We start from the raw sequence: 25,349 nt of genomic DNA on the forward strand, positions 1-25,349 counted from the left end.
CGGGGCGGCTTCAGCTGAGCAGGTCCACGCCCTTCGTCTCCTTGACGAGCGAGACGCCGATCAGTGAGATCACGGATGCCACCGCGATGTACACGCCGATCGTCCAGGCCGCGTGGAATTGGTTCATCAGCGCCTCCGCGATCATCGGCGCGAACGCTCCGCCGAGGATCGCACCGAGGGCGTAGCCGATGGAGACGCCCGAATAGCGCACGTTCGCGGGGAACATCTCCGCGTACAGGGCTGCCTGCGGGCCGTAAGAGAGTCCGAGCGCGAACGTCATCACGAACAGTGCCACGAAGTACCAGAGGATGTTCGCGGTGTCGATGAGGAACCACATCGGCACCGCCCAGAGTGCGAGCGCCACGTAGCCGATCTGGAACGTGCGGATGCGGCCGAGCCGGTCGGAGAGGTGTCCGCCCCACAGGGTGAAGATGAGCCACCCGAACGAGGCGAGGGTGGTCGCCAGCAGCACCGGGGGTCGGTCCATGCCGAGGGTGGTGACGGCGTAGGTCGCGAAGAACGCGATGAGCAGGTACCCCGCCGCGTTGTTCGCGATGAAGATGATCGCGGTGAGGACGACCTGCTTGGTGTTCTGACGGAAGAGCCGGCGCAGGGGAGCGGATGCCTCCTTGCGGCGGCGCCGCAGGTCCTCGAACACCGGGCTCTCATCGACCGCGCGTCGGATCACGTAGCCGACTGCGATGAGCACGATCGAGAGCAGGAAGGGGATGCGCCAGCCCCACTCGAGGAAGGCCTCCGGCGACATCGAACTGGTGAGCACCCACAGGGTGGAAGTGGCAAGGATCATGCCGACGGGGACGCCGATCTGCGGGAACGCCCCGAAGAGTCCTCTGCGGCTGTTCGGCGCGTGCTCGACGGCCATCAGGGCGGCTCCGCCCCATTCGCCACCCGCGGAGAATCCCTGCACGATGCGGAGCAGGATCAGCAGGATGGGCGCGGCCACGCCGATCGCGGCATACGTCGGAAGGAGGCCTATCAACGACGTGGACAGGCCCATCATGACGAGGGTGAGCACGAGCATCTTCTTGCGACCGAGCTTGTCGCCGAGGTGGCCCGCGACGATCGCGCCGAGCGGGCGGAAGAGGAAGGAGATGCCGATTGTCGCGAACGAGAGCACCTGGGCGAAGCCGGGGTTCTCCTGTGCGATCGGAGCCAGGAAGAGGGGCGCGAGCACCAACCCCGCTGCTTGCGCGTAGATGAAGAAGTCGTACCACTCGATCGACGTGCCCACGAGGGTGCCGGCGAGTACGCGCCGTTCTTCGGCGGGCATCCGTGTGGATGGGGTGCGGTCGGAGACTGCTGACGTCATGAGAACTCCATTGTTCTGCGATTCCGGGGGAGAGAGCACTGTGCGGTGCTCGGGACTTTCCTAACCGAATGATCGGTCAGTAATTGCCGAGCGTAGCGCATGGTGGCCCTCGGGATCGAGATCGACGGACCTCTCGTCAGATCCTCCCGAATGCCCGCAACGGATGCTCGATGAGTTCGGTCACCCGGCGCAGGAAGCCCGCGGCGTAGCCTCCGTCGCATACCCGATGGTCGAACACCAGCGAGATCTGCACGATGCGGCGGGCGACGATCGCTCCGTCCACGACCCACGGGCGCTCGATGATCCGGCCGATCCCGAGGATGGCCACGTCGGGGTGGTTGATGATCGCGGCTGAGCCGTCAACGCCCAGGCCTCCGTAATTGTTGAGCGTGAAGGTCGATCCCCGCAGCCGCTCCGGTGGCATCGCGCCGGAGCGGGCCGTGGTGGTGAGTTCGCGCAGCGCCGAGTCGAGCTGGGTCACGGAGAGGGCATGGGCGCGGGGGACGACGGGGACCAGGAGCCCTCGTTCGGTGTCGGCGGCGATGCCGAGGTTCACTCCGTCGAAGGAGAGGATCTCGTCCCCGTTCTCGCTGAGGCGCGAGGCCAGCACGGGGTACTCCTCGAGGGCGAGCAGGACGAAGCGGGCGAGCAGTGCGGTCACCGACGGCGCCTTGCCTCCCTCCGGAGCCATCCGCGCACGCAGATCCCACAGCTCGGTGGCGTCGACATCCACCCAGACCGTGGCCTCGGGGATCTCGGACCGGCTGCGGGAGAGCTTCGCGCTGACAGCCCTGCGCAGCGGCGACATCCGCTCGCGCGCGCGCACCTCAAGACCGTCGACCGTCTCGCCTGCTTCGGGGCCCACGCCTGTTCCTGGCGTCGTCCGGCCGCTGTCGTGTGCGGAGGCGCCGTCGGCCACTGCGTCGACCGCGCCGTCCACCGCGGCACGCAGCACGTCGGCGCGGGTGATGGCACCATCGGCGCCGGTCGCTGTGATCGAGTGGACGTCGAGACCGAGGTCTCGCGCGAGACGACGCACGAGCGGGGAGCGGACGGCGACGGGGCGCCGCTCGGACGATCCAGCGGGCGAAGTGCCCGCAAGCGTCCCCGATGCGGAGTGGATCGTCGTCGATGCGGGGTGAATCGTCGTCGATGCGACCGGGGGGCGCCGCCGTCCCTTGGTCGCACGAGCGGTGGTGCCGTAGCCGATGAGGACGTTCCCTGAGCCCGCGCGTTCCTCCTCGCGGTACGCCTCGTGCTCGGGCTGGGCCGGTGGAGCGGGAGTCGCCGGTGATTCGGGAGCCGCCGCGGAAGACGGGGAGTCCGCCACCTCGAGCACGGGGGCGCCGACGTCGATCGTGTCCCCGGCGGTGCCGTGCAGAGCCGTGATGACTCCGGCGAACGGCGACGGCAGCTCCACGATGCTCTTCGCGGTCTCGACCTCGGCGATCGGCTGGTCCGTCACGATGGTGTCGCCGACCGCGACGAGCCACTGCACGAGTCCGGCCTCGGTCAGCCCCTCGCCGAGGTCGGGCAGTCGGAACACCCGCGTGCCCGTCTGCGGCTTCACCGGAGTGCTCATGATTCGTCCTCCCAGTGCAGGGTGTCGATCGCATCGAGCACGCGGTCGACGTCCGGCAGGTACCAGTGCTCGAGCTTCGGAGGTGCGTAGGGCGTGTCGAATCCGGTCACCCGTCGCACGGGCGCCGCCAGGTATTCGAAGCAGCGCTCGAACACGCGTGCCTGGATCTCGGAGGCGACGCTCACGTAGCCCGGCGCCTCCGCGATGACCACGGCACGGCCTGTCGACTTCACGGCGGCCGTCACGGTGGCGTCGTCGAACGGCGAGAGGGAGCGGACGTCGACGACCTGCACACTCCGCCCCTCTGCAGCGGCCACCTCGGCGACCTCCAGCGCGAGCGGCACGGACGAGCCGTACGCGAGGAGCGTCACATCCGTGCCGTCGCGGGCGATACGCGCCGAACCGAGCTCCGCGGTGACCGAGGTGTCGACCTCGCCCTTGCTCCAGTACAGCTTCTTGGGCTCGAGGAAGATCACCGGGTCGGGCGAGGCGATGGCCGCACGCAGCAGGGAGTACGCGTCCTGCGGAGTGGCCGGGCTGACGACCGTGAGGCCGGGGGTATGGGCGTAGTAGGCCTCGGACGAGTCGCAGTGGTGCTCGACGCCCCCGATGCCGCCCCCGAACGGGATGCGGATCACCAGGGGCATGCGCATGCCACCGCGCGTGCGGTTGCCGAGCTTGGCGACATGGCTCACGACCTGTTCGAACGCGGGGAGGGCGAAGGCGTCGAACTGCATCTCGATCACGGGGTGCAGCCCGTTCATCGCCATCCCCACCGCGGTGCCGACGATCCCGGACTCCGCGAGCGGGGTGTCGAAGCAGCGGTCCTCACCGAAACGTGCGGTGAGTCCATCCGTGATGCGGAAGACGCCACCGAGGGCTCCCACGTCTTCGCCGAAGACCACCACATCCGGATCCGACTCGGTGGCGTCGGCCAGCGCCCTGTTCAAGGCGGCGGCCATGGTCATCGTGGTCGTCGTGGTGGCTCCGCTCTCGATGCGCGTGTCGTCCTGTGCGATCGTCATCGGTGGCCTCCGGTCGTGGCGTGCTCGGCGTCGACGAGACGCGAGCGTTCGATCTCGTCGCGCAGTAGGTGCCACTGCTCGTCGAGCTGAGGGGAGCGGGTCGCGGTCACGAAGCGGAACAGGTCTTCGGGATCGAGGTCTGTGTCGGTGTTCAGCGCTGCCCTCATCGCCGCCGCGATCTCCTCGGCACCCGAGGCGAAGCGCTCCTCGGCGGCGGCATCGAGCGCCCCTGTCGCAGTGAGATGCGCGCGCAGGCGCAGGAGCGGGTCGCGGGCGAGCCAGGCCTGCACTTCCTCGCGCTCGCGGTAGCGGGTGTCGTCGTCGGCGTTGGTGTGCGCCTGCATGCGATAGGTGTGCGCCTCGACCAGGGAGGGGCCGCCGCCGGCGCGGGCGCGGTCGACGGCTTCCGTGAGTACCGCGAGGACCGCGGCCACGTCGTTGCCGTCGACGCGCTGCCCCGGCATGCCGTAGCCGACCGCCTTGTGTGCCAGGGAGGGGGCAGCGGTCTGCCGGGAGAGGGGCACCGAGATGGCGAACTCGTTGTTCTGCACGAAGAACACGACCGGGACATGGAACACGGCGGCGAAGTTCATCGCCTCGTGGAAGTCGCCCTCGCTCGTGGCACCGTCGCCGCAGAGCGCGAGCACGACGGTGTCCTCACCGCGGTGCCTCGCCGCCTGCGCGAAGCCGACCGCGTGCAGGAGCTGGGTCGCGAGCGGGGTGGCCTGCGGGGCGACGCGGTGCGCGCGCACGTCGTAGCCCGAGTGCCAGTCGCCCTTGAGGAGCACCATCGCCTCAGCGGGAGCGATGCCGCGGGCGATCACCGCGACCGAGTCGCGGTACGTGGGGAAGAGCCAGTCGGTGTCACCGAGCACCATCGCCGCTGCCACCTGGCATGCCTCCTGACCATGTGACGAGGGGTAGACCGCGAGGCGGCCCTGGCGGACGAGCGCGCCCGCCTGGTCGTTGATGCGTCTGCCTTCGACGAGCCCGCGGTAAGCGGCGAGCAGGACGTCGGCGGCGGGGAGCGCGTATGCCTCGTCGGGGAGGGTGGTCCCGTCCTCGTCGATCAGTCGTACCGCGGTGTCTCGCGGGAGCATGTCATGGGGGTGCATCCGTCCGCCTTCCTTGCCGAACTCGATGAGGACAGCATGCCGCGCATGCGACAGTCATCCAAGAACTGCTGCGCAATCATGGACGATTGCGCTCGCCGTGTCAGAATGGCCTCCGAAGTGTCAGTATTTCCCGGAGGAGAGAGGGGTGCCATGGCGGCGCTCGACGACACGGATCGCGCGATCATCGCTGAGCTGCGGCGGGATGCTCGCGCGTCGATGACCGCGATCGCCGAGTCGGTGCACATCTCCCGCGCCGGAGCGCACGCGCGGATCAAGCGACTCACCGACGCCGGGGTGATCACGGGGTACACGGTGCGCACCGACCCCGTACTGCTCGGACACCACGCGAGCGCCTATGTGACGCTCGCGATCGAGCAGGCCACGTGGCAGGAGTTGAGCGCGCGGCTCAGGGTGATCCCCGAGATCGAGCACATGGCTCTGGTCGGGGGCGACTTCGACGTGCTGCTGCTCGTGCGGGCCAACGACGCCCGCGACCTCCGTCGCATCGTGCTGGAGGACATCCAGGCGATCCCGTCGATCCGCTCCACACGGACGATCCTGATCTTCGAGGACTCCGACCTGGTGTGAGGGTTCTCCTGTCGGATACGACGGGGGAGGTGGGTTCGTGTTGTGAAGTGTTGATTGGGCTCTCTACGGGTGTAGGAGGAGTAAGTCAGGCGTACTGGAATATTGCTCTGAACGGGGGTTATCCGGCCTGTGAATGTCGGTGGCCTTCTGTTGAATCGACGTATGGAAGGCACTCCGGCAGCGGTTCTCGACGACACGGTCGTCGCTCTCGACGCCGTTCTGCGATCGGGCGCGGTGGGCGCTCTCGACCCACAGGAGATGATGAACCTGCTGCGGGTCGCGGGCGAGATCCAGCGACGCGCGGAGGCCGTGGTCGTCGAGGCCGTGGCGAGCGTCGATCAGCGTCCTGCCGAGTCGGGGGAGCCGGCGTTCTGCGGACTGTTCGGCTGCCGCTCGATGAACGAGCTGCTGCAGCGTGTGCTCCGCACCGACACGGCGGGTGCCGCGCGCCTTGTGAAGGGCGCGCGGTTGGTGCGACGCGATGTCGACCTCTCCTCCGGAGAGTGGCTGCCGGCGCGGTGGCCAGCGCTGCGCGAGGCCCTCCTCGACGGGGCGATCGGCGTGACCGGGTTGCTGGCTGCGACCGGGCCGATCGAGCAGGCCGGTCCGCGCGTGCGCGTCGCCGACCGGTGGGAGGCGGACGCGTATCTGGCGGGAGTCGCTCGTGGCGCGGAGAGCGACGACGGTGCCGAGAACGAGCCCGGTCCGGCACCGCCGCCCGAGGATCTGCGGGTGCAAGCTCAGCTGATCGTGCAGTACCTGGACCCGGACGGGGCGGAGCCGGCTGAGGACATCGCGTTGCGAGCGCGGGGTGTGGTGTTGGGGCGCGCCAAGGACGGCGTCATCCCGGTCCGCGGCGCGCTGTTGCCGGAGGTCGCGGGGCAGCTGCAGCGGATCTGGGACGCGTATCTGAACCCGAGGGTCGACGGTCCGCCGCTTCCCGGTGTCCACTTCGTACCGTCCGCGGAGCTCGAGGAATTCGTTGCCGGGAGTCCGCATGCTCCGGTGTCGCCGGATGACGATGTGCTTCCGTCCGGGGACCGTGGCGGGATGATCGACGCGCGCACGCGGGCACAGAAGCAGCACGATGCACTCGCGGCGGCCCTGGGCATCGCGGCCCGACACGACGAGATGCCGCGGCTGGGCGGTGCTGCCCCGACTCTCGTGGTCACGGTCGGTGCCGAGGATTACGCCACGGGGCGGGGCTGGGCGCGGGTCGACGGGGTCGACACGCCTGTCTCGACCCGCGTCGCCGCGCACACGGCGTGCGGCGGTTCGATCCAGCGGGTCGTCTACGGGGCCGGAGGAAGGATCGTCGGGCTCGGGTCGAGCGACCGGATCTTCACCCCGGCGCAGCGCCGCGCGATCTGCGTGCGGGACCGCGAATGCCTCATTCCCGGGTGCCACGTCCCGGCCGCCTGGTGCGAGATCCACCACGTCACGGAGTACGCCCGTGGGGGTCCCACCCACACCGACAACGGGGTGGCGCTCTGCTGGCACCATCACCGCACGTTGGACACCTCAGGTTGGCAGATCCGCATGCGAGGGGGAGCGCCGCAGGTGCGAGGGCCGGCCTGGTGGGACCCGGCGCGGCGATGGCGCACGCCGCGACCGGCGACGGGGACTCGAACCGATCGCGGGAGGCCTGCTCGCCGCGCACCTGCCAGCGGGCGCATCGTTCGCGCGAGGACATCTTCGGCGCGCTCCGCGACAAGTGCGGCGGGAAGGGGCATCCGAGAATGAGAGGAAGGCCGGCGGCCACTCCGCCATCGGTCAGCGCCACGCTCGAAGGAGAGACACCGATGTCCGATTCCGCAGCTTCCGCAGCCGCCGCGCTGCTCGACCGCATCCAGGCGCCGGAAGGCGAGGGCCGTGAGATCCCCGATGCTGCGACCCGCGAGGTCATCGGCCGGGCACCCGTCGCCGCCGTGGACGACCTCGACGACGCGATCGCCCGTGCGAAGGCTGCGCAGCCCGCGTGGGAGGCGCTCGGTCACGAGAAACGGAGCGAACTGCTCCTGGCCGCGGCCGACGCGATCGATGCGAACGCCGAGGGTCTGGCCTACCTCCTGTCGCGCGAGCAGGGGAAGCCGCTCAACGGCCCGAACGCGCGGTTCGAGCTCGGTGCCTGCTCGGCATGGCTGCGCACCAATGCCAGCACCGTGCTCGAGTCGCAGGTGCTCGTCGACGACGAGACGCTGCACGCCGAGCTCGTCTACAAGGCGGCTGGTGTCGTCGGAGCCATCGGGCCGTGGAACTGGCCGCTCATGATCACGATCTGGCAGATCGGGCCGTCGCTGCGGATGGGCAACACGGTCGTCGCGAAGCCCAGCGAGTACACCCCGCTGAGCGTGCTCGCGATGATCGCGGTGATGAACGAGGTGCTGCCGGCGAATGTGCTGCTCGGCGTCTCCGGAGACCGTGAGGTGGGCGCTCGCCTCGCGTCACACCCCGACATCGCCAAGATCATGTTCACCGGCTCGACAGCGACCGGTCGCCGCATCATCGAGAGCTCCGCAGGCAACCTCGCCCGCCTCACGCTGGAGCTGGGCGGCAACGACGCGGGCATCGTGCTTCCCGGCACGGACGCGTCGGCCATCGCCGAAGACCTCTTCTGGGGGGCGTTCATCAACACCGGACAGACCTGCGCAGCCATGAAGCGCCTCTACGTGCACGACTCCGTCTACGACGAGGTCGTGGACGCACTCGCCGCGATCGCCGAGCAGGTGCCGATGGGCAACGGACTCGACGAGGGCAACGTGCTCGGACCGCTGCAGAACCGGCCGCAGTTCGACATCGTCAGCCGCCTGGTCGACGATGCGAAGAGCCGCGGTGCCCGGATCGTCACCGGCGGCGAGCCGGCATCCGACCTCGGCGAGCTGTTCTACCGGCCCACCATCGTCGCCGACATCGACAACGATGCGGCGCTGGTGCAGGAGGAGCAGTTCGGTCCCGCACTCCCCGTCATCCGCTACAGCGACGTCGACGAGGCCTTCACGCTCGCGAACGCCCTCGACGTGGGCCTTGGCGCCTCGGTGTGGGCCAGCGACCCGGAGGAGGCCCGCGCCGTCGCTGCGCGCATGCAGTCCGGCACGGTATGGATCAACTCGCACGGTGGGCTGCACCCCATGGTGCCGTTCGGCGGTGTGAAGAGCTCGGGCTACGGGCTGGAGTTCGGCGTCGAGGGACTCAAGTCCGTCGCCGTCACCCAGGTCGTCTCCGGACCGGGCCGGAAGGCCTGAGCGTGACCGCGGCGAACAGCGGCGCGGTGCGCTCCGCCATCGTCGTCGGGGCCGGCACCTCGGGCGCCATCGTCGCCCGGCGTCTCGCCGACGCCGGGGTCGCCGTCACGCTCGTCGAGGCCGGCGGCTACGACACGAACCCGGCCATCCACGACCCGTCGCGGGCGGGGGAGCTCTGGCACTCCGCCGAGGACTGGGACTTCTTCACCGTGCCGCAGCCGCACGCGGCCGGTCGACGTCTGCATCTCCCTCGCGGCAAGGTGACCGGCGGCTCGCACGCGCTGAACGCCATGATCTGGGTGCGCGGCGCGGCCTCCGACTACGACGCGTGGGAGGCCGCCGGCGCGACGGGATGGGGCTGGGCCGAGGTCGAGCCGATCTACGACGCGATCGAGAACGACCTGCTGCCCGTGACCGACGATTATGCGCTCTCGCCCATCCAGGCTTCGATCATCGACGCCGCCGTCGAGGAGGGGCTGCCGCGCAACCCGAACTACAACGGGGGCACGCTCGACGGGGTCTCACAGGAGCAGGTCACGATCAAGGACGGACGTCGGGTCAACACCTGGACGGCCTACGCGCAGCCCGTCGCCGACCGGATGACGATCCTCACCGGTCGCGCCGTCCACTCCGTGATCGTGCGCGACGGGCGCGCGGTCGGCATCCGGCTGGGGGAGGGCGATGAGACCGAGGAAGTGTTCGCGGACGAGATCGTCCTGTCGGCGGGAGCGCTCGGCACGCCCGTCATCCTGCTGCGCTCTGGCATCGGTCCCGCCGACGAGCTGAGTGCGCTCGGCATCCCCGTCGTGCACGACGCCTCCGCTGTGGGCAAGAACCTGCACGACCACCTCCTCTCCCCGGTGATCTTCGCGACCGAGAAGAAGCCCATCGGCCCGCCGCAGTCGGGGGTGTCCGTCACGCAGAGCCACCTGTTCTGGCGCAGCCGCGACGGCCTCGCGCAGCCGGACACGCAGCCCATCCACTTCTCCGTGCCGATGTGGGGCGACCTGGAACCGCGGGGCGACGACGGGTTCACGCTCATGGCGGGCCTGGTGACGCCGTACAGCCGCGGCGAGCTGCGCCTCACCGGTCCCGGCCTCGACGACCTGCCGCACATCGACCTGGCGGCACTGGAGGATCAGCGCGATGCCGACGCCCTCGCCGCCTCCGTGCGCCAGTGCCGCCGCATCGGCGCACAGCCTGCGCTCGCCGAGGAGTGGGGAGCGGTGGAGGTGTACCCCGGGCCGGACGTGACGGACGACGATGTGGAGGACTGGGTGCGCCGCACGGCCATCACCTACCACCACCAGGTCGGCACCTGCCGCATGGGCAGCGACCAGGAGTCCGTGGTCGATCCGCAGCTCCGGGTACGCGGGATCGACGGGCTGCGTGTGGTCGACGCCTCCGTCATGCCGACCGTGCCCACCGGCAACACCAACGCGCCTGCGGCCATGATCGGCGAACGCGGCGCGCGGTTCATCCTCGCAGGCTGAAGGCAGGACGACGGATGCGATCAGCGGGCGGGCGGGACGGAGGGGCGACGGAGCGTCGACAGCAGCGCGTCGAGGCCGTCGTTCAGCCGCCCGTCGCCCGCCGAATCCGGCATCAGCACCGAGATCATCTGCCACCCCGCATTGCGCGACGCGATCTCGTTCACCGCGGTCTCGATGTCGATGCCGTCGGCGAGCTCGCCGTCGTCCCTGGCCTCGATCAGACACTGGCGGAACAGGTCCCGCCAGTGCAGGTTGTTCACGCGGTGGATCCTGGTGACCTCGTCGTCCTGCGACGCATGATCCCAGAACGCGATGACCACCTTGGCGTACAGCGGGCCGTTCGGGCTGTAGGGGAGGATCTCCCTGCACATCCGCTCCAGAGCCTCGAGTCCTCGGACGCCCTCGATGCGGGCGTGGATGCGGTCGTTGGCGAGCGAGTACAGACGGAGGAACGCCGCCGTGAGGACGCTCCTCTTGTCGGGGAAGTACCGGGCGATCGCGCCATGCGCGTAGCCGGCCTCCGTGGCGATCTCGCGCATCGTGAGGTTGTCGAAACCGACGCGGATGATCACCTGTGTCGCCGCATCGGCGATGTGGGTCCTGCGTTCCTCATGGTCGACGATCTTGGGCATCGCGCCCCCCTCTCCGGTCCTGCACTCTCACATCCACGATTCTCCATTTGTCGTTTTTAGTCACCAAACGGTGACTAATGTAACCCGATCGTAATCAACGAAGTACTAAGCGCGACTACGATCTTTAAAATCACCAACCGGTGACTAACTCGAAGAGGAGTTCTCATGAACGTCACAAGACTCGCACGTCGCGCCTCCGGCGCCCTCGTGGTGGCCGGGACGCTCGCGCTCGCAGCCTGCACCTCCGCCCCCGCGTCCTCCTCCGGCGGCGACGGCGAGCTGACGACGCTCAAGGTCGCGACCATCGGCCTCGTCTCCGACGGGGCGCTGATACGGGGACAGGAGCAGGGCTTCTTCGAGGAGGAGGGGCTGAAGCTGGAGACCTCGGTGGTCGCCAACCCGCCGGCCGGACTCGCCGCCGCGCAGGGCGGACAGGTCGACATCGCGTACGCCCCCAGCATCCCGCTGCTGAACGCACTCAGCAGCGGCGTCCCGCTGAAGGTCGTCGCACCGGCGGACGGATTCGTCGCCGGAGCGGCTGACGCCGAAGACCCCGCGGCCGTCGACGACACCGGTCTGTTCGCCTCCGCCGCCAGCGGCATCTCCTCGGTCGCGGACCTGAAGGGGGCGACCATCGCCATCCCCGCGCGCAAGGCGCAGCTCGAAGTCGTCATCTCCGATGCCCTCGACCGTGCCGGCGTCGACCCCGGCTCGGTGGAATGGGTCGTCCTGGACTTCACCTCGGCGGTCGCCGCGCTGCAGAGCGGCACGGTCGATGCGGCGGGTCTCGTCAGTCCCTTCACCGCGGAGGCGGATGCGGCGGGTGCGGTGCAGCTCGACTCGCCGTCCGTCGGCTTCTTCGAGGAGGGCGCCGTGGGGCTGTGGACCGCGGGGGAGAGCACGATCGCGGCGAAGGCCGATGCCATCGCCGCCTTCCAGCGCGCTGTCGCCAAGAGCAACGCCTACGCGAACGAGCACCCGGAGGACGCGATCCAGGCCGGGATCGACGCCACAGGCTCGACGCTGACGGTCGACGACGTCAAGCTGCCGTTCTGGCCGGCCGAGGTGGCGCCCGTGGATCTCGAACGCGTGAACGACAAGCTCGTCGCCCTCGGCTTCCTCTCGGCTCCGGTCGACCTCGAAGGCATCGTCCTCGCCGCCGGATGATGCTCATGAACCGCTCTTCTCTCCTCCCGCCGCTCATCGGAGCAGCCGGCGTCGTCTCGGCGCTCGCGCTCTGGGAATGGTCGGCGACCGCCGGGCCGCTCGCCGGGTCACCGCTGCCGGCAGCCACGGCCGCGATCGGCGAGGCGATCCGTCTGCTCGGAACCCCTGCGACGTGGACGGCCCTCGGTGACACGCTCACGATGGCCCTCGTCGGACTCGTCTTGGCGATCGTCGTCGGTGTCGCCCTCGGCGTCGCGATCGGCACGTCCCCGCTCGCGATGCACGCGACGCGGGTGCCGCTGGAGTTCCTGAAACCCATCCCGCCGATCGTGATCCTGCCCGTCGTCGTGCTGGTCATGGGGCCGACGGCGAGCATGGGCATCTTCCTGGTGTTCTTCGGCTGCTTCATCGCGATCGCCGTGCAGGCCTCGGCCGGCGTCTTCGACACCGATCCGGTCGCCAGGGCCACCGGACGCTCGTACGGCATGGGAAGAGCCGAGATCCTCGGCCGGATCGTGCTCCCGAGCGCGCTGCCCTACATCGGCACGGCCGTGCGGGTCGCCGCACCGACATCGCTCGTGGTCGCGGTGGTGGCAGGACTCCTCGGGGGAGGGCCGGGTCTCGGCCAGAGCCTGCTGCTGTCGCAGATCACCGGCAACCAGGCGCAGCTCTTCGCGTACGTGCTGATCCTCGGCGTGCTCGGCCTGTTGATTCAGGGACTCAGCCAGTGGGGCGAGCGCACGCTCCTGCACTGGCATCCGCAATACCGGAAGCAGGTCGTGTGATGACCCTCACCTCGTCGATCCAGACCCGAACCAGGCTCGCTCGACGACGCGGCCAGGACGGACTCCCGCGCGGCGTTCTGCTCGGTGCCGAGATCGCGGTGCCCGTCGCGCTGCTGGCGCTGTGGTGGTTCGCCTCGGCCGGGTCGACCAACGCGTTCTTCCCGCCGCTGCAGACGATCCTGCAACGGCTCTGGCAGCTCGCGCAGACGCCCGCCTTCCTGCTCGACATCGCCTCGTCCGTGGGCAACCTGGTGGTGTCCTTCCTGCTGGCGACCGTGATCGGTGTGCTCGTGGGGCTGCTGCTGGGCCTCGTCCGTCCGCTGAGCTGGTTCGCCGAGCCGACCATCCACTTCTTCCGTGCGATCCCGCCGGTCGCGCTGGTGCCGATCTTCGTCTCGCTCATCGGTTTCGGCACCGAGACGCGCATCCTCTCCATCACCCTGGCCGCGGTGTTCCCCATCCTGATCTCGACGATCGACGGCGTCCGTGCCGGCGAGCCCACACTCGAGATGGTGAGCCGCGTGTACCGGCTGAGCGCCGGCGAGCGGCTGTTCTCCGTGATGCTCCCCGCTGCGAGTCCGCGCATCCTCTCCGGGATGCAGGTCAGTCTGATCACGGCGTTCGTCGTCATGATCGCGAGCGAGATGCTCGGCTCCTCGACGGGGCTCGGAGCGGCGACCCTGCTCGCGCAGCAGTCCTTCGCCATCCCGGACATGTGGGCCGGGATCCTCGTCCTCGGCGTCATCGGATACACCGCGACCGCCGTGTTCACCCTCTTCCGGCGCCGCGTGCTGCGCTGGTACATCGCCTCCCAGCAACAGGAGAAGAACGCATGACCACCACCACCGTCACCGCGCCGGTGCGCCTGAGCGTGCAGGGCCTCGCGAAGTCGTACGAGACGAAGGCGGGTCCTGTGCCCGTGATCGCCGACCTCACCTTCGACGTGCACGCCGGGGAGGTGTGCTGCATCGTCGGTCCCTCCGGCATCGGCAAGACCACCCTGTTGAAGTGCCTCACCGGGCTGCAGAGCATCACCGCCGGGAGCGCGGCCATCGACGGGACCCCCATCGACGGCCCTCCCGAGGAGATGGCGCTCGTGTTCCAGGAGTACACCCGGTCGCTGATGCCGTGGCTCACGGTCGAGAAGAACGTGCGCCTGCCGTTGAAGCATCTGCGCCTGCCCGCCGCGGAGCGCGAGGAGCGCATCGCCGCCGCCCTCTCCGCCGTCGGACTGTCCGGTGCGGAGTCCAAGTTCCCCTGGCAGCTGTCCGGCGGCATGCAGCAGCGCGTCGCGATCGCGCGGGCGATCGCCTACCGGCCGGAGGTGCTCGTGATGGACGAGCCCTTCGCCTCGGTCGACGCGCAGACGCGCTTCGAGCTGGAGGACCTGTGCCTGCGCATCCGCGAGCAGTTCGGGATGACGATCGTCGTCGTCACCCATGACATCGATGAGGCGGTCTACCTCTCCGACCGTGTGGTGGTGCTCGGCGAACGCCCCGCGAAGGTCACCGAGATCATCGAGATCGACTTCAGCGGTCCTCGTGATCAGCTCACGACACGAGCCCTCCCGGTGTTCGCCGAGCTGCGCACCCGCATCTTCGAGCTCATCCGGAAGGCGGGCTGAATGTCCGTGTCGTACGAAGCCCGTGGATACGAACGGTTCCAGGGCCGCGCCGAGGAGTTCACCTCGTCCTCCGAGCCCTGGTGGCCGGAGCCTCGCCGCGCGAGAGCGGGGGCTCCGAACGTGATCGTGATGCTGATCGACGATCTGGGCTTCAGCGACCTCGGGCCCTTCGGCAGCGAGATCGACACCCCGCGCATCGACGCGCTGGCCGCCGACGGCTGGGTCTTCACGAACTACCGCACCGCTCCGATGTGCTCCCCGGCCCGCGCCGCCCTGCTCACGGGCCTGAACCCCCACCGTGCGGGCTTCGGCTTCGTGGCGCACGTCGATCCCGGTTACCCGGGGTTCAGCTGCGAGCTGCCCGCCGACGCCCCGACCCTCGCCGAGTCGCTGCGGGCAGGGGGATACGCGACGTTCATGGTCGGCAAGTGGCACCTGACCCTGGAGTCGAGCCTGCACGACGGAGCCGACCGTCGCACGTGGCCGTTGCAGCGCGGCTTCGACAGGTACTTCGGCAGCATGGACGGCTTCACCTCGCTGCATCACCCGCACCGGCTCGTGCAGGACAACGCAGTGGTCGATCTGCATGAGTACCCCGACGGCTTCTTCCTGACGGACGAGCTCACGGACAGGGCGATCGGCATGATCGACGATCTGCGCGTGAACGACCCCGACAAGCCGTTCTTCCTCTATTACGCGCACACCTCGGTGCACGGCCCCATCCAGGCGAAGGACATCGACATCGCGAAGTACCGCGGTCGGTACGAGGCCGGGTGGAACCGGATGCGCGAGGATCGCTTCGCTCGGCAGCGCGAACGGGGCATCGTGCCGGCGCATGCCGACCTGCCGGCGGACGCGATAGCCGACGGTGCGCAGATCCCCGCCTGGGACGACCTCGCCGAAGAGGACCGGCGGCTGTTCGCGAGGCACATGGAGGTGTACGCGGCGGCCGTGGACGAGATCGACCAGAGCGTCGGTCGCCTGCTCGATCGACTCGAACGCAGCGGGGAGCGCGAGAACACCATCGTGGTGATCGCCAGCGACAACGGGGGGACGGCGGAGGGCGGTCCGACCGGCACGCGGAGCTACTTCGCGCAGTTCGGCAGCCACGGCGGCATGCCCGAGGACTGGGTCACCGACGTGCCGCGCGACGTGGACGACATCGGCGGGCCGCGCCTGTTCGGGCAGTACCCCACAGGGTGGGCGCGGGTGTCCAACACCCCGTTCCGCTCGTTCAAGGCCACCACCTACGAGGGGGGAGTGCACGCGCCTCTGCTCGTGTCCTGGCCCGATGCACCGATGCGCGGCGGGCTGCGCGACCAGTTCGTGTTCGTGTCCGACCTCGCGCCCACGCTGCTGGAACTCTGCGGGGTGCCTGCCCTGGCCGAACGCAACGGCGTGCCCGCGCTCGACATGGACGGCGGCAGCATCGTGGATGTGCTCGCGAACCCTCGCGCGGACGGGCGTGAGGTGCAGTACTTCGAGTGCGTGGGGCGGCGAGCGATCGTGGACGGCCGCTGGAAGGCGCTCTCGACCGTGACCCCCACACCGGACGAAGGACCGGCAGGCGGGAGCTGGGAACTGTACGACCTGGAGCTCGATCCCACGGAGACCGTCGACGTCGCGCATGCCCACCCGGAGGTCGTCGCCGCACTCGCAGATCGTTGGCATGCCGAGGCATGGCGAAACACAGTGTTCCCGCTGGACGACGAGGGTGCGCTGTTCCGGGTGCGACCCGACACCGAGGAGCCGTTGTCGGCACCGGTCGACCTGATCCCGTTCCGCCCGCCGCTGGAGAGATTCCGTGCGGCGAAGCTGACGGTGCTGCGCTCGTTCCGGATCGAGGTGGATCTCGAGGCCGGCCACGACGCCGCAGGGGTGATCGTGGCGCACGGCGACCAGGGCGGCGGCTACCTGCTCGCGCTCGACCGCGGCGCCCCGCTGCTCGTGTACAACGCGTACGGACGCATGCACCGCGCGCGAGGTTCCCTGCTCGGCGCCGGTCCGCATCGCCTCGTGGTGCGCATGGACGAACAGCCCGGTCTGCGCTGGAGCGCGAGCGTCGAGGTCGACGGGCGAGACGACGCCCGGATCGACGACGTGTCCATGCTGATCGGGATGTCGCCCTTCACGGGCATCAGCGTCGGCTACGACTTCGGTGGCCCCGTCGACTGGGAGCTGCACGAAGAGCACCGGTCGTATCCGTTCCGCGGCGGTTCGCTGCAGCGCGTGCGCTACGTGCCGGGTGCCCGTTCCGTGCACGACGCCACTGTGCTGCGCGCGGTGGGACGCGCCGTGCTGACGGTCGCCGACTGAGGTCGGCACCGGGTCCGGCTGGCACCGGGTCCGGTCGGCACCGACGTCTGAGGGGGCGTCGGTGCCGACCAGTCACATCGCGAGCTGTGCGACGACGACGAGGACCACCGCGATCACGCCGAAGCCGGTCCCGAACACGGTGAGCGCGAGCAGGAGCGAACCACCGGGAAGGGGCCCCGCCGCCGTCTCCGTGAGCACGGCGGTCGTGCGGCGCTGTCGTCGTCGTGCGGCGATCCAGAGCACGCATGCGGTGCCGACGCCGATCACGCCTGGTGCGATGCCCCAGGCCCCGAACACGGGCGGCAGGACGAGCGGGAAGACCCGCAGCGACAGCAGCGAGCCGATCGCGATCGCGAGGGCGGTGCGTCGCCAGGCGAGTTCGGTGCGCTCCGGTTGCAGTCCGGGGTCATACCGTCGTTGCGGTTCGATGGCACGTCGCATCATCCGCGCTGACCGATCAACGCCACAGCACGCCGGCGAGCACCAGCAGCCCGACCGTCACGACCACCGCCGCCAGCGGCACGGCGGACAGCGCGCCGGGCAGCGGCCGTGACTGCCGCATCGCGCGTTCCGCCCGCATCCACTCCCACCACGCGAGAGGCGCGACCACGGTACCGGTCACCATCAGCAGCAGCGAGGCCGCGAGGCGGAACCCCGGATGCAGATCCAGGCCGAGCACCTCGAGCGCGACGCCCCCGGCGATCAGCGCGAGAGCAGTCCTGGTCCACGCCAGGAACGTGCGCTCGTTGGCGAGCGAGAACCGCGGGTCGGGCTCTTCTCCGACGCCGTACACGGAGGAGGGGAAGCGTCGCATCGCCTCATCGTATCGGCGCGACCGCCGCATCCGCGGGTCAGTCCCCGTGCACACGGCGACCGGCGAACCACGTCGACTCGATCGAGGTGTGCACGATCTCGTCGGCGGGCCCGGCGATCGCATCGCGTGCCAGCACCACGAAGTCGGCCGATTTGCCGGGGGAGAGGGATCCGGTCTCGTTTCCGAGGCCCATCGCGGTCGCCGCGTTGATCGTGAAGACCTCCAGTGCCTCCTGCGCCGTGATCGCCTGTTCGGGCCAGAGACGTCCCGGTGCGCGGCCGAGCGGATCGGCTCTGGTCACCAGGCCCTGCAGACCCTCCAGCGTGTTCGGGGAATCGCTCACCGGCCAGTCGGATCCGCCGGCCACGAGCGCCCCGGCATCGAGGAGAGAGCGGTTGGGCTGCGAGTGCTCCGCCCGATCACCGAGCACGTCGGCCAGCGCCTGCGGGATCACCCCGGGGTACCAGATGAACGGGGAGATGTCGGCCGAGACGTTCAGCTCCGCCAGCCGAGGGATGTCGGACTCGGCGAGGAACTGCCCGTGCGCGATCTGCACGGGCGTGGTGAAGCCTGCTGCGCGCAGCTGCTCCGCGGCGTCGAGGACCAGTCGGGCGGAGCCGTCCCCCGTGCAGTGCACCTTGGCGCCGAGGCCACGCTCGGCCACGGCGCGCAGCCACCTCGTGAGCTCGTCGAGGGTCATGGTCGTCTCGCCGTGGAAGTGTGCGCCGTGCACCGGGTCGGCGGGGTACGGGTCGAGGAAGGCGGCGGTCCGGGCAGGCGGAACGCCGTCGAGGAAGATCTTGACGAAATCGGGCCGATGGTGCGGGGTGCGGAACTCCTCGCCCCGGTCGAGCAGGGGAGCGCCGATCGGGTCGAACCCGAAGATCTCGTCGTTGATCAGCAGCGATGACACGACCCAGGCGCGCAGGTCGTCCGCGCGGTCGAGGTCGGAGAGCGCGCGGAGGATGTCCACCGAGACCCCTGCATCCTGGAACGCCGTCACGCCGTAGGAGTTGAGGATCTCGACACCTCGTCGGGAGGCCGCGGCGTGCTGCTGCGGTGTGAGCCCGCCCGTGCGGTCGTACGCCTCCTGCACCGGGATCCCCGCGGCTTCGAGCAGGACGCCGGAGGGCGTGCCGTCGTCAGGGTCGAGAAGGGTCACCCCCGACTCGGGGGCGTGCTCCGCCGTGATGCCCGCGAGCTCCAGCGCCCGACTGCTCACCCAGCGGTTGTGGCGGGAATCCTCCATGAGCATCACCGGGCGCCCGCCGCTCGCCTCGTCCAGGCGGCGTCGGCTCGCGGTGTTCGCGAGGGAGGGCAGCAGGGTGGTCGCCACCGCGCCGCCGACGATCCAGGCGTCCTGCGGCAGCTCCGCGGCCTTCTCCCGCACGCGGTCGAGCACCTCATCGAGACTCAGCGACGGCGCGAGCGACAACTCGAACAGGTCCGTGCGCCCGGCGAGCGCGTGGTGGTTGTGCACATCGACGAAACCGGGGTACACGGCCGCGTCGCCGACCTCGAGCAGACGGGTCCTGCGGCCCCGGAGCGCTTCGATGTCCGAGCGCGCTCCGACCGCGGTGATCCTGCCGTCGCGCACGGCGAAGGCCTCGACCACCGGGTTCGCGCGGTCGGCCGTGCGGATCGCGGAACCGGTGACGATGAGGTCGGCGACGTCGGTCATGTCAGACGGCTCCGAAGGTCGCGGGCTCGAGCTCCGGCGCGTGCAGCGTCGTGGAGAGCAGTCGTCCGTGGGCGCCGAACGTGAAGTGCGTCGGCACCTCCCCGCTCTCGTCGAGGCCGAACAGCACGCCGTGCGAGCGGATCGCGTTCACGTCGCGGTGGTCGGCGATCGTCACGGATGCGCAGGGGATGACCTTCTCGCGCCAGGCGAACACGTAGATGCCGGGGCGGATCTGCCACACGCTGTTCTCATCCGTGTCGGCGAGGCCGCGTTCCGGTCCCGCGAGGCACTGCCACGAGTACCAGTGCGACGACAGGTAGACGTGTTCGTACGCGTGCTCTTCGCTGTACACCCACTCGACCCTGCGACCGATGAGGGTCCTCGTGGGAGCGGCCTCCTCGCCGCTCTGCTCGATGCCCTCGATCACCCCGGGGGCGAAATGGTGCTGCACGCGGGTGCGGCCCTGCTCCGGTGCCGGCAGGATCTCGGAGATCACGGCCAGAGCGCGCCCCTGTCGCAGGTCGAGGATGAGCGAGACGGCCTCGTGCGGCAGGTAGCGGTGGTGGAACTGCACGAAGTAGAGCTGTTCGTCGACCTCGAAGGCCTCGTAGTCGTCGGTGTCCGCCGCGGCCTCGGTGTCGTCCTCCGCTCCCGGCTGGTACTCCCACGAGACGGTCGAGTCGGCGAAGCGATGCACGATGCGGGTGCCGCGACCGTCGACGACGGTGACCTCGGTGCCGCTCAGCGCGGTCGAGTGCGGGGCCTTGTTGGCGTCGAAGCCGGGTGCCAGTCCCTCCAGGGGCAGCCAGGTCGAGGTGTCGGCGGGATTCAGAGTGGTCATGCGATCTCCTTCGATGGATGGTCTGGGGGAGGGGGTCAGCGGTCGCTGAACTGCTCCAGGTCGGTGGCGAGGCCTTCGTAGACGGCCGGTCTGGCGCGCTTCAGGTAGGCCCCGTAGCCGATGCCGCCGATCAGGGCGACCACCAGCAGCAGCGGCATCAGCCGGATGGCGAGCTCCTCCGACCCGGCGACGATGTTGAAGTTCACGACGGCGAGGACGGAGATGGCCGCGATGCCGAGGAAGCCGATGCCGGGGGCGATGAACGTGCTCCACCAGCGCGGGTCCTGGCGGCGGCGGAAGTAGACGACGATCGAGATCGCGGCGAGTCCCTGCAGGATCAGCACGCTCAGGGTGCCGAAGCCGAGCATGGCGGGGACGAGCGTGACGATCGGGTCCGCTCCCGCGATGGCGAAGATCACCGCGACGACCGCGGCGAAGCCGGCCTGCACGATCCCGGCCAGCTGCGGCGCGCCGTTGGCACGCGTGCGGGCGAGGGCTTGCGGGAGGATCCTGGCCCGCCCCAGCGAGTACAGGTAGCGCGTCGCCGAGTTGTGGAAGGCGAGCATGGCGGCGAACAGGCTCACCAGGAGCAGGATCATCATCACGGTCGTGAGCGGGCCGCCCAGGTACTGCTGCGACAACGAGAAGATGAGGTCGCCCGTTGGCAGGTGCTCGAGCGCGGTGGCCTGGGCCTGCGCCACACCGGTCGCGCTCACGACGGCCCAGGTGGTGACACCGAGGATCACGCCGATCGCGATGATCGAGGTGTAGGTCGCCCGCGGGATGGTGCGCAGCGGCTGCTTGGCCTCCTCGCTGAACAGCGCCGTCGCCTCGAAGCCGAGGAAGCCGGTCGCCGCCAGCAGCAGGCCGATGGGCAGCGACCCGGAGAACACGGCCTCGGGGCTGAACGCCGCCACGTCGTAGCCCGTCTGCACGAGCACGGAGATGTCGAACACCACGAGCATCAGCACCTCGAGCACGAGGCAGACCCCCAGGATCTTCGAGCTGAAGTCGACACCCACCCGGGCCAGCACGAAGCAGACGACGATGGACAGCAGGCCCCAGACGAGCCAGTGCACGTCGAGGCCGGTGAGGTCGCGGATGATCGTCTGCATGAAGAAGCCGCTGGTGCCGATCGTTCCGACGACGAAGAAGTTGTAGCCGAGGGTGGCGATCAGACCCGCGATGAGGCCACCGGTGCGACCGAGGCCCTTCACCACGAACGCGTAGAAGCCTCCGGCGTTCACGAGCTGCTTCGACATCTGGGCGTAGCCGATCGCGAACAGCAGCAGGATCGCCGCGACCAGGAAGAACGACATGGGCGTGCCACCGCCGTTGCCCAGCGCGATGGCGAGCGAGGCCACCACCACGATGCCCGTGAGCGGGGCGACGGCGGCGAGGACGAGGAAGACGATCCCGGCGACGCCGAGGGCTCCGGGTCGGAGGGAGGTGTGCGTATGCGTCGTGGACGCGGATGTCGGGTCTGCCACGTCGGCTCCTTTGCTGGGTGACGGCCGTGCGGACACGGCATCGACGACGAGGGGAATCGTCGATAGAGCGAGTCTGCTCGTGCTGTCGACGACGCGCTTGACCCTGAGGGAAAGACGATGGTGCCAGCGTGCACAGCCTCCTCCCGAACCTTCGAACGGCCGGGAACAGGGGAGCAGGATGACCGTGATGACACCGCCGTCCTCTCCCGCACCACCGGTGCAGGGACGGCCTGCGAGGGACAGATGGATCTGCAGCTGCACGACAGGACGGCCCTGATCACGGGTGCCGGGAGCGGCATCGGGCGCGCCACGGCCCGCGCGCTCGCGCGGGAGGGGATGCGGGTGGCGTTGCTCGACCGCGACAGCGTCGCTCTGGAGGGCACCGCTGCGCTCGTGCGGGACGCTGTTCCGGAAGCGGCGGAGGCGGTTCTCGTCCTCGCCGACGTGACGGATGAAGAGCAGGTGCGCGCCGGCGTGCTCAGGGCGGTCGACGGTCTCGGCGGGGTGGATCACGTGGTGTGCTGCGCAGGCATCTCCGGCCCGGTCGGCTCGTCGATCGAGGACACCGACCTCGCTACGTGGAACACCGTGCTCGCCGTCAACGTGACAGGGCCCTTCCTGGTGCTCAAGCACGCGCTCCCCGCGCTGCGGATCGCGGATCGGGGATCCATCGTCCTCCTCGCGAGCGACTCGGCCCTCGTCGCGTCACCAGGGATGGTCCCCTACTGCGCGTCGAAGGCCGCGGTCGTCCAGTTCGGCCGCGCGCTGTCCGTCGATCTCCTCGGCACCGGGATCCGCGTGAACTCGATCGCCCCGTCGATCGTCGACACACCGATGAGTCGCGGCGATCTGGGGGAGGCCGCTCTGGACGATCCCGGGTTCCCCGTGCAGACCGCGGACGAGGTGGCCGCCCACGTGGCCTACCTGCTGTCGTCTCACGCCGCGGCGGTGAACGGCACCACGCTGATCAGCGACTTCGGCTACACCGCCCGCTCGGGATTCCCCGCCTGATACGGACGCATCGGACCAGACCACCGCGCGCACGCGCATCGAGCGAACACCACACAGGAGAAGACATGGGAATCACTGTCGGATCGAGCGTCTCAGGGCGCGTCGTCGTCATCACCGGAGGCGGCACGGGCATCGGCGCGGCCATCGCCGAGCGCTACGCGGCAGAGGGGGCCCACGTCGTGGTGGTGGGTCGGCGAGCGGAGCCGCTGCACGAGGTGGAGCGGGCGGTGGGTGCGGTGCCCGTCATCGCGGATGCCGCGGACACCGCGTCGGCCCAGGCCGCTGTCGCCGAGGTGCTGGCGCGCTTCGGTCGCATCGATGTGCTCGTCGCGAATGCCGGCGGCCACGGGTTCTCCCCGGTCGGCGACACCGACGATGCGAGCTGGGAGGCGGCGATCCGCGCGAACCTCACGACGGCGTTCACGATGGCGCGCGAGGCCCTTCCTGCGCTGATCGAGGCGAAGGGGCAGATCGTGATCGTCTCCTCGCTCGCCGGTCTGTTCGCCGGCCCGTCGGTGGCCGGGTACACGGTGGGCAAGCATGCGCTGATCGGTCTGACCCGCACGTTGGCACGTGACTACGGCCGGCACGGCGTGCGGGTGAACGCGATCTGCCCCGGCTGGGTGCAGACGCCGATGGCCGACGACGAGATGGACGAGTTCGCCTCGCACGCGGGGCTCGGTTCCCGTGAGGAGGCGTATGCGACCGTCACGGCCGACGTGCCGCTGCGTCGCCCGGCGCGCCCCTCCGAGATCGCCTCGGTTGTGCGCTTCCTCGGGTCAGGGGAGTCGTCTTACGTCACCGGTGCCGTGATCGTCGCGGACGGCGGCTCGCACGTCGTCGACGTGCCGACCATCGCCTTCGACCACGCCGGGATGTGACCGACCGAGGGTGCGTCAGGGGCGGGTCCCGGCCGTTGCGCGGTAGCGGAGACCGTCCACGAGCAGCCCGACCAGGACCTGACTCTGCTCCTCCGACCCCGCGGAGTGGCAGAGGTTCGCTGCGGCGTACAGGAGTTGCGTCGCGTCGACGTCGCGGCGGATCGACCCCGCCTCGGCTGCGGCGTCGAGAAGACGTTCGAGCGCTCCGCCGAGTTCGGCGGTGAAGTACGACGGCAGTGCCTCGAAGGCGGGATCTCCGGAGTGCAGCGCGGCAGCGAGCCCGCGCTTCGTGGCGACGAACTGCGTGAAGCGCTGCAGCCACAGGGCGAGCGCGTCATCCGGGGAGTGCGCGGCGGCGAGCTCGTCCGCGGCCGCCGCGGTGGCATCGACGGCATGCCGGAAGACGGCGACCACGAGGTCCGACCGCTGCGGGAAGCGGCGGTACAGGGTGCCCACTCCGACGCCTGCGCGCTCGGCGATCAGCCTCGCGGGCGCGTCGACCCCCTCCGTGGCGAAGACCTCGCGCGCGGCGTCGGTCAGTGCGTCGGCATTGCGGCGGGCGTCGGCGCGCATGGATCCTCCGGGGGTTGCATAAACGGAACACTGTTCCGTATGCTTCCGGAAAGGCGTTCCACTTCGGTCAACGATAGGGCACCGGACAGCAGAGCGCCATCGATGGAAGGAACACGACATGCACTACCGCACCCTCGGCAGGACCGGGATCCAGGTGAGCCCGTTCGCCCTCGGGGCCATGATGCTCGGCACGGACGGCAGCATCGGGAACGGCGACGAGCGGGACTCCATCCGCATCGTGCATCGAGCCATCGATGCGGGCATCAACATCATCGACACGGCCGACCGATACTCGCAGGGCGGCTCCGAAGAGCTCATCGGCAAGGCGCTCGCCGGCCGTCGCGACGACGTGGTCCTGGCCACGAAGTTCAACGGACCGATGGGCACCGACCCTAACAGGCGCGGCAACTCCCGCCGATGGATCATGCGCGCCGTCGAGGACTCGCTCCGTCGGCTGGGGACCGACTACATCGACCTGTACCAGGCGCACCGTCCTGACGACACCGTCGACCTCGAGGAGACGCTCTCCGCGCTGACCGATCTGGTCCGCACCGGCAAGGTGCGGGCGATCGGCAGCTCGGACTTCCCCGCCTCGATGCAGGTCGAGGCGCAGTGGACCTCCGAGCGTCGGGGCCTCGAGCGCTTCCGCACCGAGCAGCCGACCTACTCGATCCTGAACCGTGGCATCGAACGGGAAGTGCTGCCCGTCGCGCAGCGCTACGGCATGGGCGCCCTCGTCTGGAGTCCTCTCGCCGGCGGCATGCTGACCGGACGGTTCCGGAGGGGACAGCAGACCGATCTCGCTCGCGCGACCATGTTCCGGCACAACCAGGACGAGCGGCGGATCGACGCCGTGGAGCAGATCGTCGCGCTCTCCGAGGAGACCGGCATCCGGATGACCCACCTCGCGATGGCGTTCGCGATCGCGCATCCCGGTGTCACGAGCGCGCTGATCGGCCCGCGGTCGATGGAGCAGCTGGACGACCTGCTTGCGGGAGTGGACATCGCGCTCACGGACGAGGTGCTCGACCGGATCGACGCGATCGTGCCGCCCGGCACCGATGTCGGACGCCTCGATCAGCAGTACAACCCGCCCGCTGTGCTCGAGCCCGCGCTGCGACGGCGACCGGTGGCGCACCGCTCCGCCGCCTAGGCGACC

The 25,349-nt window shown here is 69.7% G+C and carries 23 protein-coding genes; 12 read left to right on the forward strand and 11 right to left on the reverse strand.

Features of this window, described 5'->3' with window-relative positions:
- Window positions 1-10 precede the first annotated feature (10 nt).
- From AAY78_RS13815 to AAY78_RS13830, 4 genes are all read right to left on the reverse strand, one after another.
- A complete protein-coding gene (locus AAY78_RS13815; RefSeq protein WP_046748874.1) occupies window positions 11-1,330 on the reverse strand; it encodes an MFS transporter in 1,320 nt (439 codons plus the stop codon).
- Between the two features lie 136 nt (window positions 1,331-1,466).
- Window positions 1,467-2,912 (reverse strand): dihydrolipoamide acetyltransferase family protein, encoded by a 1,446-nt coding sequence (locus tag AAY78_RS13820; protein ID WP_046748875.1) that lies wholly within the window; start codon window positions 2,910-2,912, stop codon window positions 1,467-1,469.
- Window positions 2,909-3,937 carry an alpha-ketoacid dehydrogenase subunit beta gene (locus AAY78_RS13825; RefSeq protein WP_046748876.1) on the reverse strand — a complete coding sequence of 343 codons (1,029 nt, stop codon included), beginning with the start codon at window positions 3,935-3,937 and terminating at the stop codon, window positions 2,909-2,911. Before AAY78_RS13825 ends, AAY78_RS13820 begins: the two co-directional genes overlap by 4 nt.
- Window positions 3,934-5,052: a thiamine pyrophosphate-dependent enzyme gene (locus AAY78_RS13830; protein ID WP_046748877.1), complete on the reverse strand. Its 1,119-nt coding sequence runs from the start codon at window positions 5,050-5,052 to the stop codon at window positions 3,934-3,936. Before AAY78_RS13830 ends, AAY78_RS13825 begins: the two co-directional genes overlap by 4 nt.
- Window positions 5,053-5,202: 150 nt before the next feature.
- On the opposite strand from AAY78_RS13830, the gene AAY78_RS13835 reads away from it, so the two are divergent.
- The 4 genes from AAY78_RS13835 (at window position 5,203) to AAY78_RS13850 (ending at window position 10,375) form a co-directional block, all read left to right on the forward strand.
- On the forward strand, window positions 5,203-5,640 hold the full coding sequence (locus AAY78_RS13835; RefSeq protein WP_046748878.1) for an Lrp/AsnC family transcriptional regulator: 438 nt from the start codon (window positions 5,203-5,205) through the stop codon (window positions 5,638-5,640).
- 162 nt (window positions 5,641-5,802) lie between these two features.
- Entirely contained in the window at window positions 5,803-7,383 is a 1,581-nt protein-coding gene (locus AAY78_RS19305; RefSeq protein ID WP_052748793.1) for an HNH endonuclease signature motif containing protein, read from the forward strand.
- 59 nt (window positions 7,384-7,442) lie between these two features.
- A complete protein-coding gene (locus AAY78_RS13845) occupies window positions 7,443-8,882 on the forward strand; it encodes an aldehyde dehydrogenase family protein (RefSeq protein WP_046748879.1) in 1,440 nt (479 codons plus the stop codon).
- 26 nt (window positions 8,883-8,908) lie between these two features.
- Window positions 8,909-10,375 (forward strand): GMC family oxidoreductase, encoded by a 1,467-nt coding sequence (locus tag AAY78_RS13850; protein WP_046749065.1) that lies wholly within the window; start codon window positions 8,909-8,911, stop codon window positions 10,373-10,375.
- Between the two features lie 20 nt (window positions 10,376-10,395).
- Here the strand turns inward: AAY78_RS13850 and AAY78_RS13855 are convergent, their stop codons facing one another.
- Window positions 10,396-11,007, reverse strand: a complete 612-nt coding sequence (locus AAY78_RS13855; protein WP_046748880.1) for a TetR/AcrR family transcriptional regulator — start codon at window positions 11,005-11,007, stop codon at window positions 10,396-10,398.
- Between the two features lie 165 nt (window positions 11,008-11,172).
- Here AAY78_RS13855 and AAY78_RS13860 point away from each other — a divergent pair, with 165 nt between their 5' ends.
- The 5 genes from AAY78_RS13860 to AAY78_RS13880 are packed head-to-tail and all read left to right on the forward strand — an operon-like array spanning window position 11,173 to window position 16,899.
- A complete protein-coding gene (locus AAY78_RS13860) occupies window positions 11,173-12,174 on the forward strand; it encodes an ABC transporter substrate-binding protein (protein WP_046748881.1) in 1,002 nt (333 codons plus the stop codon).
- 5 nt (window positions 12,175-12,179) lie between these two features.
- Window positions 12,180-12,959: an ABC transporter permease gene (locus AAY78_RS13865; protein ID WP_046749066.1), complete on the forward strand. Its 780-nt coding sequence runs from the start codon at window positions 12,180-12,182 to the stop codon at window positions 12,957-12,959.
- Complete coding sequence (locus AAY78_RS13870; RefSeq protein WP_082108699.1) at window positions 12,959-13,795, forward strand: ABC transporter permease; 837 nt, start codon at window positions 12,959-12,961, stop codon at window positions 13,793-13,795. The genes AAY78_RS13865 and AAY78_RS13870 overlap by 1 nt, the downstream gene beginning before the upstream one ends.
- Complete coding sequence (locus AAY78_RS13875; RefSeq protein ID WP_082108700.1) at window positions 13,792-14,583, forward strand: ABC transporter ATP-binding protein; 792 nt, start codon at window positions 13,792-13,794, stop codon at window positions 14,581-14,583. Before AAY78_RS13870 ends, AAY78_RS13875 begins: the two co-directional genes overlap by 4 nt.
- Window positions 14,584-16,899: an arylsulfatase gene (locus tag AAY78_RS13880; RefSeq protein ID WP_046748882.1), complete on the forward strand. Its 2,316-nt coding sequence runs from the start codon at window positions 14,584-14,586 to the stop codon at window positions 16,897-16,899.
- A 72-nt stretch (window positions 16,900-16,971) separates the two neighbouring features.
- Here the strand turns inward: AAY78_RS13880 and AAY78_RS13885 are convergent, their stop codons facing one another.
- From AAY78_RS13885 to AAY78_RS13905, 5 genes are read right to left on the reverse strand one after another with little or no spacing between them, the layout of a single operon-like run.
- Entirely contained in the window at window positions 16,972-17,343 is a 372-nt protein-coding gene (locus AAY78_RS13885; RefSeq protein ID WP_227751372.1) for a DUF202 domain-containing protein, read from the reverse strand.
- Between the two features lie 13 nt (window positions 17,344-17,356).
- Window positions 17,357-17,713: a YidH family protein gene (locus AAY78_RS13890; protein WP_046748883.1), complete on the reverse strand. Its 357-nt coding sequence runs from the start codon at window positions 17,711-17,713 to the stop codon at window positions 17,357-17,359.
- Between the two features lie 37 nt (window positions 17,714-17,750).
- A complete protein-coding gene (locus tag AAY78_RS13895) occupies window positions 17,751-19,394 on the reverse strand; it encodes an amidohydrolase (RefSeq protein ID WP_046748884.1) in 1,644 nt (547 codons plus the stop codon).
- A 1-nt stretch (window position 19,395) separates the two neighbouring features.
- Window positions 19,396-20,235, reverse strand: coding sequence for a molybdenum cofactor biosynthesis F family protein (locus AAY78_RS13900; protein WP_046748885.1), 840 nt, complete (start codon window positions 20,233-20,235; stop codon window positions 19,396-19,398).
- 35 nt (window positions 20,236-20,270) lie between these two features.
- Window positions 20,271-21,725, reverse strand: a complete 1,455-nt coding sequence (locus tag AAY78_RS13905; protein WP_046748886.1) for an APC family permease — start codon at window positions 21,723-21,725, stop codon at window positions 20,271-20,273.
- Between the two features lie 117 nt (window positions 21,726-21,842).
- Between AAY78_RS13905 and AAY78_RS13910 the strand changes: the two genes are divergently transcribed.
- A complete protein-coding gene (locus tag AAY78_RS13910) occupies window positions 21,843-22,736 on the forward strand; it encodes an SDR family NAD(P)-dependent oxidoreductase (RefSeq protein ID WP_231589725.1) in 894 nt (297 codons plus the stop codon).
- A gap of 65 nt (window positions 22,737-22,801) precedes the next feature.
- Window positions 22,802-23,617: an SDR family NAD(P)-dependent oxidoreductase gene (locus tag AAY78_RS13915; protein ID WP_046748887.1), complete on the forward strand. Its 816-nt coding sequence runs from the start codon at window positions 22,802-22,804 to the stop codon at window positions 23,615-23,617.
- 15 nt (window positions 23,618-23,632) lie between these two features.
- On the opposite strand, the gene AAY78_RS13920 is transcribed toward AAY78_RS13915, so the two are convergent.
- Window positions 23,633-24,190 (reverse strand): TetR/AcrR family transcriptional regulator, encoded by a 558-nt coding sequence (locus tag AAY78_RS13920; protein WP_046748888.1) that lies wholly within the window; start codon window positions 24,188-24,190, stop codon window positions 23,633-23,635.
- A 118-nt stretch (window positions 24,191-24,308) separates the two neighbouring features.
- Here AAY78_RS13920 and AAY78_RS13925 point away from each other — a divergent pair, with 118 nt between their 5' ends.
- Window positions 24,309-25,343 (forward strand): aldo/keto reductase, encoded by a 1,035-nt coding sequence (locus AAY78_RS13925; RefSeq protein WP_046748889.1) that lies wholly within the window; start codon window positions 24,309-24,311, stop codon window positions 25,341-25,343.
- The last annotated feature ends 6 nt before the right edge of the window (window positions 25,344-25,349 follow it).

The organism is Microbacterium sp. Ag1 (assembly GCF_001005635.1).
Taxonomy (GTDB): domain Bacteria; phylum Actinomycetota; class Actinomycetes; order Actinomycetales; family Microbacteriaceae; genus Microbacterium; species Microbacterium oxydans.

Coding starts and splice junctions, on each gene's coding strand:
- AAY78_RS13925 (WP_046748889.1), top strand. CDS start 24,309: ATGCACTACCGCACCCTCGGCAGGACCGGGATCCAGGTGAGCCCGTTC.
- AAY78_RS13890 (WP_046748883.1), bottom strand. CDS start 17,713: ATGCGACGCTTCCCCTCCTCCGTGTACGGCGTCGGAGAAGAGCCCGAC.
- AAY78_RS13835 (WP_046748878.1), top strand. CDS start 5,203: ATGGCGGCGCTCGACGACACGGATCGCGCGATCATCGCTGAGCTGCGG.
- AAY78_RS13875 (WP_082108700.1), top strand. CDS start 13,792: ATGACCACCACCACCGTCACCGCGCCGGTGCGCCTGAGCGTGCAGGGC.
- AAY78_RS13910 (WP_231589725.1), top strand. CDS start 21,843: ATGGTGCCAGCGTGCACAGCCTCCTCCCGAACCTTCGAACGGCCGGGA.
- AAY78_RS13830 (WP_046748877.1), bottom strand. CDS start 5,052: ATGCACCCCCATGACATGCTCCCGCGAGACACCGCGGTACGACTGATC.
- AAY78_RS13855 (WP_046748880.1), bottom strand. CDS start 11,007: ATGCCCAAGATCGTCGACCATGAGGAACGCAGGACCCACATCGCCGAT.
- AAY78_RS13845 (WP_046748879.1), top strand. CDS start 7,443: ATGTCCGATTCCGCAGCTTCCGCAGCCGCCGCGCTGCTCGACCGCATC.
- AAY78_RS13815 (WP_046748874.1), bottom strand. CDS start 1,330: ATGACGTCAGCAGTCTCCGACCGCACCCCATCCACACGGATGCCCGCC.
- AAY78_RS13820 (WP_046748875.1), bottom strand. CDS start 2,912: ATGAGCACTCCGGTGAAGCCGCAGACGGGCACGCGGGTGTTCCGACTG.
- AAY78_RS13865 (WP_046749066.1), top strand. CDS start 12,180: ATGAACCGCTCTTCTCTCCTCCCGCCGCTCATCGGAGCAGCCGGCGTC.
- AAY78_RS13895 (WP_046748884.1), bottom strand. CDS start 19,394: ATGACCGACGTCGCCGACCTCATCGTCACCGGTTCCGCGATCCGCACG.
- AAY78_RS13880 (WP_046748882.1), top strand. CDS start 14,584: ATGTCCGTGTCGTACGAAGCCCGTGGATACGAACGGTTCCAGGGCCGC.
- AAY78_RS13885 (WP_227751372.1), bottom strand. CDS start 17,343: ATGATGCGACGTGCCATCGAACCGCAACGACGGTATGACCCCGGACTG.
- AAY78_RS13870 (WP_082108699.1), top strand. CDS start 12,959: ATGACCCTCACCTCGTCGATCCAGACCCGAACCAGGCTCGCTCGACGA.
- AAY78_RS13860 (WP_046748881.1), top strand. CDS start 11,173: ATGAACGTCACAAGACTCGCACGTCGCGCCTCCGGCGCCCTCGTGGTG.
- AAY78_RS13825 (WP_046748876.1), bottom strand. CDS start 3,937: ATGACGATCGCACAGGACGACACGCGCATCGAGAGCGGAGCCACCACG.
- AAY78_RS13920 (WP_046748888.1), bottom strand. CDS start 24,190: ATGCGCGCCGACGCCCGCCGCAATGCCGACGCACTGACCGACGCCGCG.
- AAY78_RS13900 (WP_046748885.1), bottom strand. CDS start 20,235: ATGACCACTCTGAATCCCGCCGACACCTCGACCTGGCTGCCCCTGGAG.
- AAY78_RS13915 (WP_046748887.1), top strand. CDS start 22,802: ATGGGAATCACTGTCGGATCGAGCGTCTCAGGGCGCGTCGTCGTCATC.
- AAY78_RS19305 (WP_052748793.1), top strand. CDS start 5,803: ATGGAAGGCACTCCGGCAGCGGTTCTCGACGACACGGTCGTCGCTCTC.